This is a genomic window from [Rhizobium] kunmingense, from assembly GCF_977018605.1.
In genome coordinates this window covers 1004266-1020592 of sequence record NZ_CDRNXG010000001.1, presented here as the reverse complement: position 1 = coordinate 1020592, position 16327 = coordinate 1004266, and the positions used below count along the sequence as shown (strand labels likewise).

The window sequence follows — 16327 nt, the reverse complement described above, 5'->3', positions numbered from 1 at the left end:
TTGGGTTCGCTGCAACTGACATCCATCCGCAAGGCCTTCGGCGATCATGAAGTGCTGAAGGGCATCGATCTCGACGTCAAGGAAGGCGAATTCGTCATCTTCGTCGGCCCTTCGGGCTGCGGCAAGTCCACGCTTCTGCGGGTCATCGCCGGTCTGGAGGACGCGAGTTCCGGCTCGATCCGCATCGATGGCAAGGAGGTTGCGACCGTGCCGCCGGCCAAGCGCGGCATCGCCATGGTCTTCCAGTCCTACGCGCTCTATCCGCACCTGACCGTCAAGGACAATATGGCTCTGGGCCTCAAGCAGGCCGGTACGCCCAAGGCCGAGATCGAGGATCGGGTGACGCAGGCATCTGCCATGCTGTCACTCGCCCCCTATCTTGCCCGCCGCCCTTCAGAACTTTCCGGTGGCCAGCGCCAGCGCGTTGCGATCGGCCGCGCCATCGTGCGCGAACCGAGCCTGTTTCTGTTCGATGAACCGCTCTCCAACCTCGATGCGGCTCTGCGTGTCCAGACGCGGCTGGAGATCGCCGGCCTGCATCGTCGCTTGAAGGCCACGATGATCTACGTCACCCACGATCAGGTGGAGGCGATGACGCTTGCCGACAAGATCGTCGTCCTCAATGCCGGCGCGATCGAGCAGGTCGGTTCGCCCATGGAGCTTTACAACAGGCCAGCCAACATTTTCGTCGCCGGCTTTATCGGCTCGCCGCAGATGAACTTCATCGAGGCGGAAAAACTGGGTGAAGCGGGTTGCAAGACGATCGGGATAAGACCCGAACACATCGCCCTGTCGCGTGAGGCGGGCGACTGGAAGGCCAAGGTCGTGCATGCCGAACATCTCGGCGCCGACACCATCCTCTATCTCGAAACGGAAAAGGCGGGACTTGTCACGGTGCGCCTGTTCGGCGAGCATCGCTACGGCGCCGACGATGTTGTATTCGCCACGCCGGACAAAACGCTCATGCATCGCTTCGATACCGCGGATCGTGCCATCCGCTAGGCCGTTCGCCCAAACCTGCAGGCTTGTGCCGACGGTGCGGTCGGGATGCGGGAGGATGCCACCGGCATCCCTGCTTTGCCAATAGGATGAACCTTGTCGGCGTCTCCGCGTTTATCAGGCGGAGGTTTTCGACATGATATTCGTGCTTTTCCTACTATCCGTCGCAATTGTCGTCGCCATGGGCCTCGTCCTCGCGATCCATCAGCGTTCGCTCGCCCTGCGTGATCTCCACGAACAGGAGGTTGCCCTGGCCCGCTTCGCGCGTGCGCCTGCGCGGACGCGCCCGAACCTGATATCCGCGGCGGCCCGCATTGGACAGCTCGCAGCAACACCTCGAAATGCGTCGAATGCATGCGTCCGTCGTTCGAACTGCTGAAGTCTTCTTGTGTTGTTTTATGTCGAGGAAAAGATTGGTGGAGCTAAGCGGGGCCTCCACGGATAGCATTCAACCTATTGAAGCTATTGAATAGGCGTGATAATTACGGGTCAATCTTGGTCTGAATGATTGGTCTGAAATGGCAAAAAGCTCCCGCCAATACCTCGTTATGCGTGGCTTGAAATATTGGTTCAAGCGCGACATTCCCACAGCCATTAGGTCGCATTTCGGCGGCGTTACTGCCTACTTGGTCAACCTTGAGACGGGCGATATTCGGGCTGCAATGCAGCGCCGAGACGAGATCAAACGGCAGACGGATCGGCTCTATCGTGACGCACGAGGCGGCCTGTCGATCGCTCCGGCTTCGGACGCAATCCAAGAAGCGGCGGAGATTTGGGCCACGGAGATGGCCGAAGCGCGGGACGACCCGCACCGCTGGACAGCCAAGATAACCGGACGAGAAAAGGCAGACGTAGAGGATCATGAAGTCAGCGACCCTCGCGAGTTTGTCGAGCGAGAGGCGGAGAGTATAGAGCAACGACATGGGGCCGAAGGCCGGGACCGTTTTCTCAATCTTGTGCAGGGCAACGTCGATGTTGACCAGCACATGGAAGCCTACTTGAAGGAGGCTCGCCTAGCCCCGAAGACCACCGAGGAACGCCGTAATCTCATCAGGCGGTTCGCGGTATGGGCCAAGCTTAAGGGGTTGTCCCTTCGCCAGATCGACCGCTCTAAGGCCGGTGCATACTTCTCTGAGGCAATCGCACCGCTGAACGAACGAACCGCTCGCAAGCACTACGGTGCGGTGAAGCTGTATTGGGATTTCCTTGTGGCGCGTGGCCATGTCCGAGGGGCGAACCCGTGGATAGGCCAGAGGATGCCCGACAGGGGCCGAAGGGTCGAGCGCGGCGGGAAGGCCGATGAGCGTGCATTCAACGAAGCAGAAATTAAGACACTGCTCTACTCCGCGTTTCCGCAGGGGATGAAGAAGGACTTCGAGGCTCAGATCAACGATGCGATGCGCATCGCGGCCCTGACAGGTCTGCGGCTCGCAGAGTTAGTGACGCTTTGGGTAGAGGAATGCCCCTTGGACGATGAAGGAAATGGCTACTTCGACATTCGGCAAGGTAAGACGGCAGCAGCAGCCAGACGCGTGCCGATGCATCCTGACCTCGTTGAGATTGTCAGAAGACGCAAAGAAGGCAAGGGAGCGCAAGAATGGCTATTTCATGAGTTGACTAAGGAACGGAATGCAGGGGACGTTTTTGGAAAGCGTTTCGCCAACTACCGAGAAAAGCTTGAGGTGGACGACAAGAGGCCCGGTCAGCGCCGGAGCTTGGTTAACTTCCATTCCTTCCGTCGCTGGTTTGTGACCCAAGCGGAGCAAGCGGGCATCCCTGAAAGCACTATTTCGTCGGTTGTCGGCCACGAGGAGGGCCGCAAGTCGATCACGCTCGGGGTATACTCCGGTGGACCGGCGTGGCAGCAGATGAGGGCTTGTGTGGATGCGGTGAGGCTCCCGACTCAAAAACAAGAACCCATCGAGAACAAAACTTAACCACCCGTAGAATCGACGTAGAAGGCCACTGGAGCGCGTTTTGTTCAAGCGCACATTGGCATCAAAAATGTTGTTAACGCTCGCTGGCGACCAATTAAGCGGGTATTGCGGCGGGATTTAAGTGATCGCCGCTTGCAGACTCTGGTTGAACCGAGTATTTAGGAAAGAAGTGATTGTTGGCCCACACTTATGCGGCACTCTTGAATGTCGTGGGGGGGTGCAGCTTCGTCGCATGAAGTGGCGAAGGGCTGACGAGAGCGAGTCCTCCTGGCTCTCATATGAGAAAGGAGGCAGGTATGAGAATCTCATGCCCTGTAATCCGTCCGGTGTCGGTAATCGATTACTGGCGGTTCCGTCTGGGGCAGTGGGAACACGTTGTTTCGCACTGCCGCCGTTGGCCGCGTTCCTAGCGTGGGCAACAGCTTAATACCAGACTTCACCTAGACGTGCCGTCGAAAAGGCTCCCATTTCGGTGGGGGTCTTTTTTTGTTCCTGTAATCAACAGGACGTTGATTTTGTAAGCCATCGAATCACTCTTGACAAGCGAATCTGTACAAATTGTCCGGCGCGAATTCGCAATTTATTCAATGCGTTTTGCGAAAAATCATTAAAAACAATGACTTGCGAAACGGTGGCGGCTTTTACATTAAAGGTTAGTCGCAGTCAAGGTTAGCGGCGTGTGAATATCGGGGATAGAGATTCAAGCTTGTCGTTGCTATCCACAGCTTTAAAAATGATCCAAAAATCTGAGGGGTCGAACTCGACGGTCGCGGAAGCACATCACCCCCCGTGGGGTCTCTAATCGACCTCCGAGCGCCCGCCTAGTCCCCGATAGAAAACTAGTTCGGGTTCATTTAGGCCCTGCCCTTGCCGAACTATCTGGCGCATCATCGGGGTAGTTCATTTGAAATGGTATTTGACTTTTCGAACGATACCGTTCAATTAGTCTTAGACCTCAGATGAACTATGGAGCCACCAATGAACCACGTCAGCGCACCTCACGGCCAGCTTGTCGGCTACGCCCGGACCTCGACCACAGACCAGAAGGCGGGACTTGCGGGGCAGCTTCGGGACTTGCAGGACGTGGGATGCCACAAGGTATTCAGTGAGGAAGTCTCCTCCGTGGATAAGGCCAAGCGCCTCGAACTGGATCGGGCTTTAGATTACGTTCGGGCCGGAGACACCCTCATTGTCACCAAGCTTGACCGCCTTGCCCGCTCCGTCGCTGACCTCGTGAAGATCACAGAGCGCCTTAACGAGAAGGGCGTTGCCCTCCGCATCCTTGCCATGAACCTCGACACCTCGACCCCGACAGGAAAGCTTATGCTGAACCTCTTGGGCTCCATAGCGCAGTTCGAACGGGAATTGATGCTGGAGCGTCAGAGGGAAGGTATCGCCAAAGCGAAGGCAGAGAACAAGTATAAGGGTCGGAAGCCTATCTCTGACGACAAGGCCGGGGACGTGGTGCGCCTCAGAGCCGAAGGGAAGACCGTGGACGCGATCATTGCAGCCACCGGGGTCAAGCGCACCAGCATCTTCCGCATTCTCAAGGAAGCCGGCACAGGGGCGTGAGGTTCAACGAAATTCATCCCACTACCGAGACTATTTCCCTTCTCTATACTTCTCTGCCCTTGCCCCGAAAGTAATGCAGCCAAAAGTGGTGCCTATAGTGGGACAAATATTACTGGTTTGTATCGAAGGCCCTTCAAGAGCTAGGTATCGCGACAGCCGCGACGGGCGGCATTTCAGAGAGGGATTGAGCAATGCAAGCGATGAATACGACGACCACCGCAGCCGCACCGATAGCAGCACTGACGGAGGCCGCAGAGTTCCTTATGTGTGCCGTTCGGGAGCTGGCAATGGGCCTTGAGGTGGACAGCCGGGAAGTGAAACAGTCGCTCGAATGGGCCATGTCCAAGGTGCGGGAGGCCACGGGGCATTGATTACCCCCGGATTACGGACCACCGACGCTCCGCTCAGCTAGCAACAATCGATACAAAGGCCGTTGGGTTTTCCGGGCGGTCTTTTCAATTTCGACACCATTGAGCCCTTCGCCAGATCACCTGCCTGACCCTTTCCCTTTCCTCATTGCGGGACTTGGATCGAGTGGGCGATTTGTCGTGGCGTTCTCCCAAGAGATCGTCAGCCTGTCATTCTCGTGCTCCTCACCTTTCAACCTTGTTCTGTTTGGACTTAGCGGGACGGGGTTCTCTTTTGAGCAGTGCGGGGCTGATCCAATCCACGACTGCGTACCTGCGCGTCCCCATCTGTTTACCGACATGTAGCTGAGCGGCCAGCGTCACCAGTTCAGCACCTTTCATCGACCTCGCCGGGAAACCGAGCGGGGTCTTTCTTTTTCACGCATGTAGCAAAGGAGATCAAAGCTCATGCCGACATCAACACCCACTTTCCGCCACGCTCCGATCCCCTTTCGGGATGCCGAGACGGGCATTAACTGCCTTCGCGTTCCACTCGACCGAGCAGGGCGCAAATTCGCGATTGTTGGCGAGGCCGACTATCGCCGTATTCAACAAGCCGGAGCCACCGGAGTATGGCTTCTAAACGAGGCAGCACCGGGACGGGCCTATGTGCGCACCATGATCCGAACTGGACGCGATACTAGAACTTTGGCGATGGTCGCTAGGCTCATCATGGATGCAGGACCGGGCAGCGCCATTAGGTACGTGAACGGGGACCACCTCGACCTCCGACCGTGGAACCTGATCAATAAGAAAGGTCGTTCTAAACGGGCCGACATCGAATTGGTCATCAGCCGAAAGGACAGCCTTGAACTGGAGGCATGGGCGTGATCGAGTTCGGCCCTAATGGCATGATCGAGCATTGCTTTGGCTCAGGTAGAGGTCACGACCAGCAGGAGAGGATTTCAAGTGCCTACTATGCGCGGCTTCTAGGCGTTCGTCGCGGCGTGTGCCGCTCATGCAGTGCGGAATATGTCTCGGGAGCCTCGGACATCGCGGGCATGTGCATCCATTGCTTGTCAGCCAGCCGCAGGAGGGCTGCAGATGCAGTCCGGGAAGATGAAGCGCCTTCCATCCCGGTGGCCCCCCCGACAGCCACAGTAGTCTCCCTGCCGCTCCCCAGCGAGGAAGTGAAGCCAGCACCGACCGGCCGCGACGGGTTGGACGATTGGCGGGAGGAGCTTCATGGCTGAAATCAAGACGGCGATGCACCGAGAGCGGACGTTTGTCCCGCAAAAGGCGATCACGGTTCGGGATGAATTCGTGGCCCGGAAGGGGGCGAGTGACCGGGCGCATGTTCGTACATTGGCGCAAGTGGTGAAGAACCACGGGCCACTTGATCCGGTCCTACTGTGGCGGGATGGGGAGGCGCTGGTGGTGCTGGATGGCTCCTACAGGCTTGAGGCCTACAAGGCGGCAGGTTGGCGAGACCCTATCCCGGCGACCATTCTTTCCTGTGACCGTCGAACGGCTTTGCTGGTGGCGGCGGGAGCGAACGCGAAGGACAAGATGTGTCTTAGTCCTGCGGAGAAGGCCGATCTCGCATGGAAGCTCGTCAGGGAGCCGGGAATGAACTTCTCAAAGCCTGAGATTGCCAAGGCGACGGGGATTTCTACAGCCACGGTTGGGCGCATGAGGGCGAGGCTTAAGGCCCTGATGGGGATGCCGGATGTGGATGTTACGGGGCAATGGTGGAGAGACCGGCAGGACGATGCCGCCGAATGGGCGAACTCTGAGCAGATGAGCGAGGCTCAGCGGCAACGGGCAATCGAGGAGGTCGCAAAGCAATTGCGTGATGTCCTCGACTGGCGGAAGGCCGGTGCGGCGACATGGGAAAGCAATTTCGTCTTCGAGGCACTGAGCGAAGCTTTGGGGCCACCTAAGTGCCGCGAGTTTGCCGATTGGCTGTTCGGCGGCATGGATGATGAGGTGGACGAATGGGGCAGCTTTGTTGTCGCCGGTGAAGCCGAACTCGATGACCCGGAATGCGATGTAGCGATCCGTTTCTAGTCCGAACCGCATCACCTGAAGCGACGTATCATGATACGCCTTTCGCGGTCTCAGAAGCACAGCGGCGAAAATAACAAGGTGCTTGGATGGGGACCAATCGACGAGTTCATAGCCGACGATGACCCGCAGCGTGATCAGAAGATCGCGGATCGGATAGCAGGGCGAGGTCCGGGCATTCGATCGATGAACGGCCCAACCCGCTTCGCTCAACCGCACCTTGCCCCTGAATGGTGGCACCGTCTCCAACGACGGGAGCGCCGCAATCAACCCAAAACCCAAACTAACCATACCCCCGTTCCGATGTCCGGTGCGGGGTTTATCAATGAAAAGGAAGCATGAATGTCTGAAATCAACATCTCCAACGCTGACGATCTGGCGGCTTGGACACAGCAGTATGAAACCGCTCGCCCGCAGAGCAACGTCGGACTCGTCCCCCATGTTATGATGGGCGGCGGTGGTCAGATCAATACCGTCAACGGACAGCAGGTCATCGTGAAGCAGACTGGCGGCACGGCCTATGCGACGCCCGGATTACGTCCCGGCCATATCGTTATCGCGGGTATCGAGACCACCATAGAAGGTGCCGTTGCGGCGGGCCTCATGACACCGGAGGAAGCAGCGAAGGGTTTTCCGCAGCCCGTCCAGTCCGTCGATAAGTCGGCAACTGAGGCGGGCGAACAGGCGAAGGAGAATGGCCCTGAACTCACCGAGGCGGCGCAAGCAGCCAAGGAAGCATCCGACACTCTCAATGCGCTAGACCAGACGATAGGGGCCGCTGCGGTGGATTCTGCGCTGTCTGATGCTGTTGATAGTGGCTATCTGCCTGATGAAGACGGTCTCCCGCAGGGTGTGGACATGGGGCAGGTGATCAAGGTCTCTGCGGGCTATTACGCGCAGGCAAACAGCACGCTCGGAGCGGTGGGCGCATCGGTTCCTATGCTGATGGAACTGTGCAGCGACGAAGAGTTGCGGGATGCGCGACGGGCCACTGTCCAGAATTCAGGCGAGCGCTTGCAGGAGATCGGGAGGGCCGCTGTAGAGCGCTTGGCAACTCTGCCGACCCGGAACCCGGAAGAGTTTGCCGAACGCCTAGAGGGCATGTCTGAGGCGGAGAGAAAGGTTCTCCGCAAGACAGCTAGTGGCGATTGGACCGTGGCCGTGCCGGGTTATCCCGAAATGGGCTTTGGGGCAGCGGTACGGGCCGGATTGGTTCGGCTCTAAATTAGATCGAGAAAGAGAACTATGGAAAACAGTCAAACAATCGAAAATGAACTGCCCGAGGCCGAGCGTCTCATTATCCACTGCACCGCGAACGATTTGCGGAGGATCGAGGATCGGGAGACAAAGCGGGCCGCAGCCGCAGCTCGCGCTAGGGCGGGAAGCGCCGCGTATACTGCCATGGTTAAATCCATCGCGGAGAACGAGCGCTTGCGAGAGGGCAGCGGAGAGATCGCGGAACTAGAAAACGGAGATCAGTAAGCACTTCAACATCCGTTGCGACTACTCAAGGCCCTGCTGGGAAACTGGCGGGGCCTCGCCACAATATTAGTGAAAGCTGAGGATTGGTCTGAACCGTTGGTCTGAATTGGTCTGAGACGAATGGCAAAATTCAGCCTAGTGATTTGATTTTATTGTCAAATCTAGAAGTCTGAGAAAATTGGTGGAGCTAAGCGGGATCGAACCGCTGACCTCTTGCATGCCATGCAAGCGCTCTCCCAGCTGAGCTATAGCCCCATCAGGGTGGTCCGGATATTCCGGTCCTGGGAAGCCCCGAAGCGGCGTTCGCTGTGGGGTGGCGGCTTATTACTTCCGGATTTTTGGAAGTGCAAGCCGAAAAATCAAAGCCCGGCAATTTTTTATGAAATTACCGGGCTTTGAGGTGATTACTGCTCGTCGTCGTCGCCACCGACGCCGATGATGCCCGACATATCGTCGTCATCGTCTTCTTCTTCTTCAAGGAACGTGTCGTCATCGTCGTCGCCGATATCGACGTCGTCGTCATCGCCCATGTCCGGAATATCGTCGCCGTTGTTCTCGCCGTCGGCATCTTCCAGAGACACGACTTCGGCTTCCTGGCTCTCGCTGTCGACTTCCTTGACGTCGTCCTCGTCTTCCGCAGCCTGTTCCATCTTCACGGCGGCGCTGTTCTCTTCGAAGAAGGACAGCGGCCAAGCCTTGCCGGTATAGGGGGAGACGACCGGGTCACGGTTCAGGTCGTAGAACTTCTTTCCGGTATCCGGGTCGGTACGTTTGGTTCCGAGTTCCGCTTTTGCCACTGTTAAGCCTCATAAGCCGGCCGATCAGATCGGCGCGCCGCGGTTGCGGCGATGGATGAATGGGTGAAAAATCTAAGCCGGTCCCCATAAGGCCAACCGCACTTCATGTCAAAGCCAAACTTTCCGGGCTTTCTCGCCCCCGTCCGATCAACAAGCGGATGACCGCCAAAACGCTTTGTGCTAACCACGGCGCGAAATTGACGACAGCTTTAAGAAGTAGGGACAATCAATGTCGCATGGTATGGCGTTGAAGCCGGCGAAATCGGCTCGCTCGGAAGGATTGACGGGGACGATCAGGATTCCCGGCGACAAGTCGATCTCGCATCGCTCCTTCATGTTCGGTGGACTTGCGTCGGGCGAGACGCGCATCACCGGCCTGCTCGAAGGCGAAGACGTCATCAACACCGGCAAGGCGATGCGCGCCATGGGCGCCAAGATCGACAAGGTCGGCGATGAATGGATCATCCAGGGTACCGGCAACGGCGCGCTGCTCGCGCCGCAAGAGCCACTCGATTTCGGCAATGCCGGCACCGGCTGCCGCCTGACGATGGGCCTGGTCGGCGTCTATGATTTCGCCTCCACCTTCATCGGCGATGCCTCGCTGACCAAACGCCCGATGGGCCGTGTTCTCAATCCGCTGCGCGAAATGGGCGTGCAGGTGACCTCCGCCGAAGGTGACCGTCTGCCGGTGACGCTGCATGGGCCGAAAGTGCCGAACCCGATCACCTACCGCGTGCCGATGGCGTCCGCGCAGGTGAAGTCGGCCGTTCTGCTTGCCGGTCTCAATACGCCGGGCATCACCACGGTCATCGAACCGGTCATGACGCGCGACCACACGGAAAAGATGCTGCAGGGTTTTGGCGCAGATCTTTCGGTCGAGACCGATGCGGACGGTATCCGCACGATCCGTCTCGTCGGTCGTGGCCAGTTGAAGGGCCAGGTCATCGATGTTCCGGGCGACCCTTCGTCCACCGCCTTCCCGCTCGTGGCCGCAATTCTGACCCCCGGTTCCGACGTCACGATCCTGAACGTGCTGATGAACCCGACCCGCACCGGCCTGATTCTGACGCTGCAGGAAATGGGTGCCGATATTGAGATCCTTAACGCCCGCCTCGCCGGCGGCGAGGATGTCGCGGACCTGCGGGTGAAATATTCCGAACTGAAGGGCGTCACCGTCCCGGCCGACCGTGCGCCGTCGATGATCGACGAATATCCGGTCCTCGCCGTCGCCGCCGCCTATGCGACCGGCACGACGACCATGCTCGGCCTTGAGGAATTGCGGGTGAAGGAGTCGGACCGTCTCTCTGCTGTGGCCGAGGGCCTGAAGCTCAATGGCGTCGATTGCGACGAGGGCGCAGAAACGCTCGTCGTCCGTGGCCGTCCGGGCGGCAAGGGCTATGGCAATGCGCAGGGCCGCGCCGTCGTTACCCATCTTGACCATCGTATCGCCATGAGCTTCCTGGTCCTGGGCCTGTCGTCGGAGCACCCCGTGACGGTTGATGATGCGTCGATCATCGCCACCAGCTTCCCGGAATTCATGGATCTGATGACCGGCCTCGGCGCGAAGATCGACTTCGTCGAAGGTGAGGGGGCCTGATGGGTTTTGTCGTCGCCATCGACGGGCCGGCGGCTGCGGGCAAGGGCACGCTGTCGCGCCAGATCGCCGAAGAGTATGGCTTTCAGCATCTCGATACCGGCCTGACCTACCGCGCCACGGCCAAGGCTATGCTTGACGCAGGCCTTTCTCTCGATGACGAGGCGGTGGCGGAGAAGATGGCGCGTGAGGTTGAGTTGGCCGGCCTTGATCGTTCGGTCCTTTCTGCCCACGCGATCGGCGAGGCGGCCTCCAGAATTGCCGTCATGCCGAAGGTTCGCCGCGCGCTCGTCGAAGCCCAGCAGGCCTTTTCGGCGCGAGAGCCCGGCACGGTACTCGACGGTCGCGATATCGGCACCGTCGTATGCCCGGATGCTTCGGTAAAACTCTATGTCACGGCATCCGCAGACGTGCGTGCAAAACGCCGTTACGACGAGATTGTCGGCAATGGCGAAGAGGCGAGTTACGAAGAGATTTTCGCCGACGTGAAGAAGCGCGACGAGCGCGACATGGGTCGCGCCGACAGCCCGCTGAAGCCGGCGCAAGACGCGCACTTGCTTGATACCTCTAAAATGAGTATAGAGGCCGCGTTTCAGGCAGCGAAGTCGTTTATCGACGCCGCTCTGAGAAGGAATTGACGAAGCGCCGGACAGCCCGGCGTCTCGTTCTGGAAGACCCGCAGTTCAGTCCCGGCGCCGGATGCCTCCCAACGCAACAGTCGTAGAGAGAGGCGGGCCTGAACTTCGGGCGTGTTTAACACGAACCCCCGGCGCATGCGTGTCCATGATATTTGGGCACGATCAGGAGATTCCATGGCAGTAACTAACCCCACGCGCGAAGACTTTGCAGCTCTTCTCGAAGAATCCTTCGTTTCCAACGATCTGGCCGAAGGCTACGTTACCAAGGGTCTGGTAACGGCGATCGAAAAGGACATGGCGGTTGTTGACGTCGGCCTCAAGGTCGAAGGTCGCATCGCTCTGAAGGAATTCGGTGCCAAGGGCAAGGACGGTTCGCTGAAGGTCGGCGACGAAGTCGAAGTCTATGTCGAGCGCATCGAAAACGCTCTCGGCGAAGCGGTTCTCTCGCGCGAGAAGGCTCGCCGCGAAGAAAGCTGGGTCAAGCTCGAAGCCAAGTTCGAAGCTGGCGAGCGCGTTGAAGGCGTTATCTTCAACCAGGTCAAGGGCGGCTTCACGGTCGATCTCGACGGCGCTGTTGCCTTCCTTCCGCGTTCGCAGGTCGACATCCGTCCGATCCGCGACGTTACCCCGCTCATGCACAACCCGCAGCCCTTCGAAATCCTCAAGATGGACAAGCGTCGCGGCAACATCGTCGTTTCGCGTCGTACCGTGCTTGAAGAGTCGCGTGCCGAGCAGCGTTCTGAAATCGTTCAGAACCTCGAAGAAGGCCAGGTTGTTGACGGCGTCGTCAAGAACATCACCGATTACGGTGCGTTCGTTGACCTCGGCGGCATCGACGGCCTGCTGCACGTCACCGACATGGCATGGCGCCGCGTGAACCATCCGTCGGAAATCCTGTCCATTGGCCAGTCGGTCAAGGTTCAGATCATCCGCATCAACCAGGAAACCCACCGCATCTCGCTCGGCATGAAGCAGCTCGAGTCGGATCCGTGGGATGGCATCGCGGCCAAGTACCCGATCGGCAAGAAGATCTCCGGTACCGTCACCAACATCACCGACTACGGTGCATTCGTAGAGTTGGAGCCGGGCATCGAAGGCCTGATCCACATCTCCGAAATGTCCTGGACCAAGAAGAACGTACACCCCGGCAAGATCCTGTCCACGACGCAGGACGTTGACGTTGTCGTTCTCGAAGTCGATCCGTCCAAGCGCCGTATCTCGCTCGGTCTTAAGCAGACCCTCGAGAACCCGTGGCAGGCATTTGCCTTCAGCCACCCGGCCGGCACTGAAGTCGAAGGCGAAGTCAAGAACAAGACCGAATTCGGCCTGTTCATCGGCCTCGAAGGCGACGTTGACGGCATGGTTCACCTGTCGGATCTCGACTGGAACCGTCCGGGCGAACAGGTCATCGAAGAGTTCAACAAGGGTGACGTCGTCAAGGCTGTCGTTCTCGATGTTGACGTCGAGAAGGAGCGTATCTCGCTCGGCATCAAGCAGCTCGGCAAGGACTCGGTCGGCGAAGCTGCCGCTTCCGGCGACCTGCGCAAGAACGCTGTCGTTTCGGCTGAGATCATTGCCGTCAACGACGGTGGCATCGAAGTGAAGCTGGTCGAGCACGAAGACATCGTCTCGTTCATCCGCCGCGCTGACCTCGCTCGCGACCGCGACGACCAGCGTCCGGAGCGCTTCTCGGTTGGCCAGACGGTTGACGCTCGCGTCACCAACTTCTCCAAGAAGGACCGTAAGGTCATGCTGTCGATCAAGGCTCTCGAGATCGCAGAAGAGAAGGAAGCCGTTGCTCAGTTCGGTTCGTCCGACAGTGGCGCTTCGCTCGGCGACATCCTGGGCGCAGCCCTGAAGAACCGCGGCAACAACGAGTAATCGTCGTTTCCTGAAATAAAGAAGCCGCCGGATCGAAAGATCCGGCGGCTTTTTCGTGCCTTCTTTTTATCAGCATTTTCATCAGTCAACGACGGCTGGAAATACCTACGACCAGCCGGCCATGCGCCAGTAGAGATCGTTCGGCCGCCCGTCCTCGTCGCCGCCTTCGGTTCGCGCCGCTTCTTCGGCGGGCTGGCCTTCCTCACTCTCGTCCTGGGGCTCATCCTGTTGCTCGTGATGGAAGTCGTGGCCCTGTTGCGGGGCCTCGTCTTCCTCGTCGCCGATTGCCGAAAGTTCGCGGGTCTTTCGCTCTTCGCGATGCGGCTCCTGTTCGCTTGGCGGATAAGGCACCTGCGGCAGAGGAACGCCCTCGCGCGGAATGATAGGCAACATGCCCGGAACGATACCATCCGGCTGCTCGAGAGCGGCAGCCGGTTGCGTGCCGGCTGCTGCGGCACGTGCAGCCTCCGTCGGTCGAGACTGAGCCGGGGCCTCGTCCGCTGCCGATGCATTTCTTGCCGATGCTCCGGCCGCATCGCCGTCTGTATCCGGCAGTATGTCGGGCTGGGCTGTGCCTCCATTGCCCGCGGCGAACGGTTGTGCCGTTGGACGCGACTGCAGATGCGCCTGTTCGGGCAGTCCCGCTTCGGCAAGAGCTGCGGCAAGCACGGCCGCGGCATCCGGCATTGCTGGATTGGCTGCGGCGCGAAGCGCTTGAGCCGCCTCCTGGCGAAAAGCTTCCAGCGAACGGCGGGCAAGGGCCGGCCCGTCATAGAGGCGGCCGGCGATCGCATCGGCCCTTGAGGCCGTGGCTCTTCGATCCGAAGCAAAGGGCGGCGTCCTGGCCTCTTCGGCCTCTGAAGCCGTTGATGGCGCCGCCGCCTCGCCTGCCTCTGTAGCTTCTGCGGTCTGCGCCGCGACGTTGGCGGCGGGAGACGTCGTCTCGGCTGCCTTGGTGCCAGCGGGCTGCATGGCCACCGCTACGGCGGCCTGTGCGAGGGATCCCATTCTGGTCGACGAGCCTGCCGGAGCATCGCCAGGCGGCCTGCGCTCAGCATTGACCCTGTCACCGTCCGGCTGTTCCTCCGGTAAAGCAGCCACCGGAGCGGTACTCACCGGCGTATCTTCGGTGGTTGCAGCCGCCGCGGTCTGTGACGCCACGAGGGGTGGCTGTCCCGCAGCGGCACTGGCCGGCGTCGGGCGGGGAATGTTGTTGTTGACCGGAGCCTCGGCACTGCCGTTCTGGCGGTAGGAGCTGACGACGGCCTTGGCGGCAAGATCGCTTTCGGCAGCGCTTGCAGCCTCTATATAGCTTGCCAGCCGTGCCGCGTCCGGTCCGCTCGGGTTTTTCAGGATCTCGGCCATCAGGCGCAGTGAGATGCCCTTGACGATCTGGTTCAGGAGGCGCTGGATCGCGGCCTGTTCGGATGGCTTGAGTGTCTGCACCGCCTCGAAAAGCCGGGTCGTATAGTCGGCCAGCGTCTCGTTTTCCTTGCGCGGCATGTCGAGGAGCCTGCCGATCGTCTCAGCAAGGATCGACGAGCCCTGGGCCAGCTTCAGTTGGGCGGAAAGTGAAAGCGCATCCTGACGGCCGCCGGATGTGAGTGCGGTCGCGACGGTTTCCTGTTCCCCTGAATTCGCCGCAGCACGGATCGGCGCGCGCATGGCTGCGGGCTGAACATTGCTCTGGTAATCGGCATTCGAACTCAACGCGACATGAACGGGTGGCAGCATCGCATGCTCCATCTGTTGTCTGCGACGGTGGGGAACATGTCGGCCGTTTTTCAATCGTGGCGCTCGGGCGCCGCAACGCCTCATGGCGCAATCATGCCGATTGATGAAGGTTAAATGACAATGGTTAATGCGCCGCTAACGATGCCGGGAGGGTTTGCACCGCCGCTATGGCGGTCAGGCTGCGCGCTTCGATTTCAAGAGCTCGTAAATGCCCAGCTCGTCCTGACGCACCGGCAGAATGGCGGCGTCCGCCATGTCGGATGTATCCTGAGCGGTCATCAGCGCATCAACGATCTCTTCGCCGCTCTCGCTTTGTTGTACGGTGTCCTCCACCGTCGCTTGAAGTTCCAGATCGCCGACGGTATCTGCCTTATCTGCCGTCGACGACGGCACGTTGTCAGCTGCAACGACCTGGTCTGCGGCGGCGGCGAGAATGGTAAGAGCGTCATCGCTGGCGGCGGCGTTTGCTTCGCCGGCGGCCTTTCCGATCTCTGCGTCGTTGCGCTCCTCGACGATATCCTGTGCCTTCTCGACGTCTTCGAGCTTCTCGCCGGCTTGCGCCGCCGCGATATCCTGCTGCCTCTCGGTACGCGTGTCGCTATCCTCGACGCGTGTCGGATCATATCCCTGCGGGCCGAGCCGCAATTCCTCGAGCGACTTCGGATCGGCAACGGCCTCCAGCCTCTGTACCACGCGCTCCACTTCTGTGCCGAGCTTGCCGCCATTCGCCTGCCGGGTGAAGGCCTCGTTCAGCCGCTCGTTGTCGTCGCCGTAAGGGTTCTTGATCGCCTTGAGCAACGTATCCATCGACACGCCGAGATCGACGAGGCCGATATCCTCGGCAAGCTCGCGAACCTGGTCCGGTCCCATGGATTTCAGCGCATCCTCAAGCGTCTTGCCGAGCGTGTAGGATGAGCGGGCCTCGTCCATGTCGATGCCGAGCTTCTTGGCCAGCCGTTCGATGAGATCCAGCTTGAGCGCGGCCGGATCGCTTCCCGTGCCGAACAATGCGGAGGCGATCTTGTCGCGGGCGCGCCTGGCTTCCTCGCTGGCGCCGATCTTCGCCTCGGTGAGCATGTCGCGCTCTTTGCCGCTGCGCTGCTCTTCCTCCTGCCGGCGCTGCTCCTCGATACCGTCCAGCATCGATTGCATCGCGGTTGTCGCGACAAGGCCGATGGACTGCTGGGTAGGAAGCAACATGGTCGATCCGAATCGTTGAGATATGCGTCGGATGCAACGATAGGTTCGGTTGGTTAAGATTGTTCTACGTCAGGATTAC

General features: G+C 59.6%; 14 protein-coding genes and 1 tRNA gene. 11 read left to right on the top strand and 4 right to left on the bottom strand.

Annotated features, from left to right (window positions below):
* The 8 genes from AC0JZ4_RS05145 to AC0JZ4_RS05110 all read left to right on the top strand — a co-directional run bounded on the left by AC0JZ4_RS05145 (nucleotide 1) and on the right by AC0JZ4_RS05110 (nucleotide 8146).
* The gene (locus AC0JZ4_RS05145) at nucleotides 1-1002 is read left to right on the top strand and encodes an ABC transporter ATP-binding protein (RefSeq protein WP_471885352.1); all 1002 of its coding nucleotides are present in this window, start codon (nucleotides 1-3) and stop codon (nucleotides 1000-1002) included.
* Nucleotides 1003-1135: 133 nt separating this feature from the next.
* Nucleotides 1136-1378, top strand: coding sequence for a hypothetical protein (locus AC0JZ4_RS05140; RefSeq protein WP_471885351.1), 243 nt, complete (start codon nucleotides 1136-1138; stop codon nucleotides 1376-1378).
* Nucleotides 1379-1517: 139 nt separating this feature from the next.
* A complete protein-coding gene (locus tag AC0JZ4_RS05135; RefSeq protein ID WP_471885350.1) occupies nucleotides 1518-2936 on the top strand; it encodes a tyrosine-type recombinase/integrase in 1419 nt (472 codons plus the stop codon).
* Between the two features lie 978 nt (nucleotides 2937-3914).
* A complete protein-coding gene (locus AC0JZ4_RS05130) occupies nucleotides 3915-4508 on the top strand; it encodes a recombinase family protein (RefSeq protein ID WP_471885349.1) in 594 nt (197 codons plus the stop codon).
* 191 nt (nucleotides 4509-4699) lie between these two features.
* Nucleotides 4700-4879: a hypothetical protein gene (locus tag AC0JZ4_RS05125; RefSeq protein WP_471885348.1), complete on the top strand. Its 180-nt coding sequence runs from the start codon at nucleotides 4700-4702 to the stop codon at nucleotides 4877-4879.
* Between the two features lie 444 nt (nucleotides 4880-5323).
* A complete protein-coding gene (locus AC0JZ4_RS05120) occupies nucleotides 5324-5746 on the top strand; it encodes a hypothetical protein (RefSeq protein ID WP_471885347.1) in 423 nt (140 codons plus the stop codon).
* 354 nt (nucleotides 5747-6100) lie between these two features.
* Entirely contained in the window at nucleotides 6101-6925 is an 825-nt protein-coding gene (locus AC0JZ4_RS05115) for a ParB/RepB/Spo0J family partition protein (RefSeq protein ID WP_471885346.1), read from the top strand.
* 339 nt (nucleotides 6926-7264) lie between these two features.
* Nucleotides 7265-8146 carry a hypothetical protein gene (locus AC0JZ4_RS05110; RefSeq protein WP_471885345.1) on the top strand — a complete coding sequence of 294 codons (882 nt, stop codon included), beginning with the start codon at nucleotides 7265-7267 and terminating at the stop codon, nucleotides 8144-8146.
* Between the two features lie 437 nt (nucleotides 8147-8583).
* On the opposite strand, the gene AC0JZ4_RS05105 is transcribed toward AC0JZ4_RS05110, so the two are convergent.
* A tRNA-Ala gene (locus AC0JZ4_RS05105) sits at nucleotides 8584-8659 on the bottom strand.
* A 149-nt stretch (nucleotides 8660-8808) separates the two neighbouring features.
* Nucleotides 8809-9201: a TIGR02300 family protein gene (locus AC0JZ4_RS05100; protein ID WP_471885344.1), complete on the bottom strand. Its 393-nt coding sequence runs from the start codon at nucleotides 9199-9201 to the stop codon at nucleotides 8809-8811.
* A gap of 229 nt (nucleotides 9202-9430) precedes the next feature.
* Here AC0JZ4_RS05100 and aroA point away from each other — a divergent pair, with 229 nt between their 5' ends.
* The 3 genes from aroA to rpsA all read left to right on the top strand — a co-directional run bounded on the left by aroA (nucleotide 9431) and on the right by rpsA (nucleotide 13314).
* Nucleotides 9431-10798, top strand: a complete 1368-nt coding sequence (gene aroA / locus AC0JZ4_RS05095) for a 3-phosphoshikimate 1-carboxyvinyltransferase (protein WP_471885343.1) — start codon at nucleotides 9431-9433, stop codon at nucleotides 10796-10798.
* Nucleotides 10798-11433: a (d)CMP kinase gene (gene cmk / locus AC0JZ4_RS05090; RefSeq protein ID WP_471885342.1), complete on the top strand. Its 636-nt coding sequence runs from the start codon at nucleotides 10798-10800 to the stop codon at nucleotides 11431-11433. The genes aroA and cmk overlap by 1 nt, the downstream gene beginning before the upstream one ends.
* Before the next feature lie 174 nt (nucleotides 11434-11607).
* Nucleotides 11608-13314 carry a 30S ribosomal protein S1 gene (rpsA, locus tag AC0JZ4_RS05085; RefSeq protein ID WP_471885341.1) on the top strand — a complete coding sequence of 569 codons (1707 nt, stop codon included), beginning with the start codon at nucleotides 11608-11610 and terminating at the stop codon, nucleotides 13312-13314.
* A gap of 105 nt (nucleotides 13315-13419) precedes the next feature.
* Here rpsA and AC0JZ4_RS05080 read toward each other — a convergent pair whose 3' ends face one another.
* Nucleotides 13420-15048, bottom strand: a complete 1629-nt coding sequence (locus tag AC0JZ4_RS05080) for a hypothetical protein (RefSeq protein WP_471885340.1) — start codon at nucleotides 15046-15048, stop codon at nucleotides 13420-13422.
* A gap of 174 nt (nucleotides 15049-15222) precedes the next feature.
* Entirely contained in the window at nucleotides 15223-16248 is a 1026-nt protein-coding gene (locus AC0JZ4_RS05075; RefSeq protein WP_471885339.1) for a hypothetical protein, read from the bottom strand.
* Nucleotides 16249-16327: the final 79 nt, after the last annotated feature.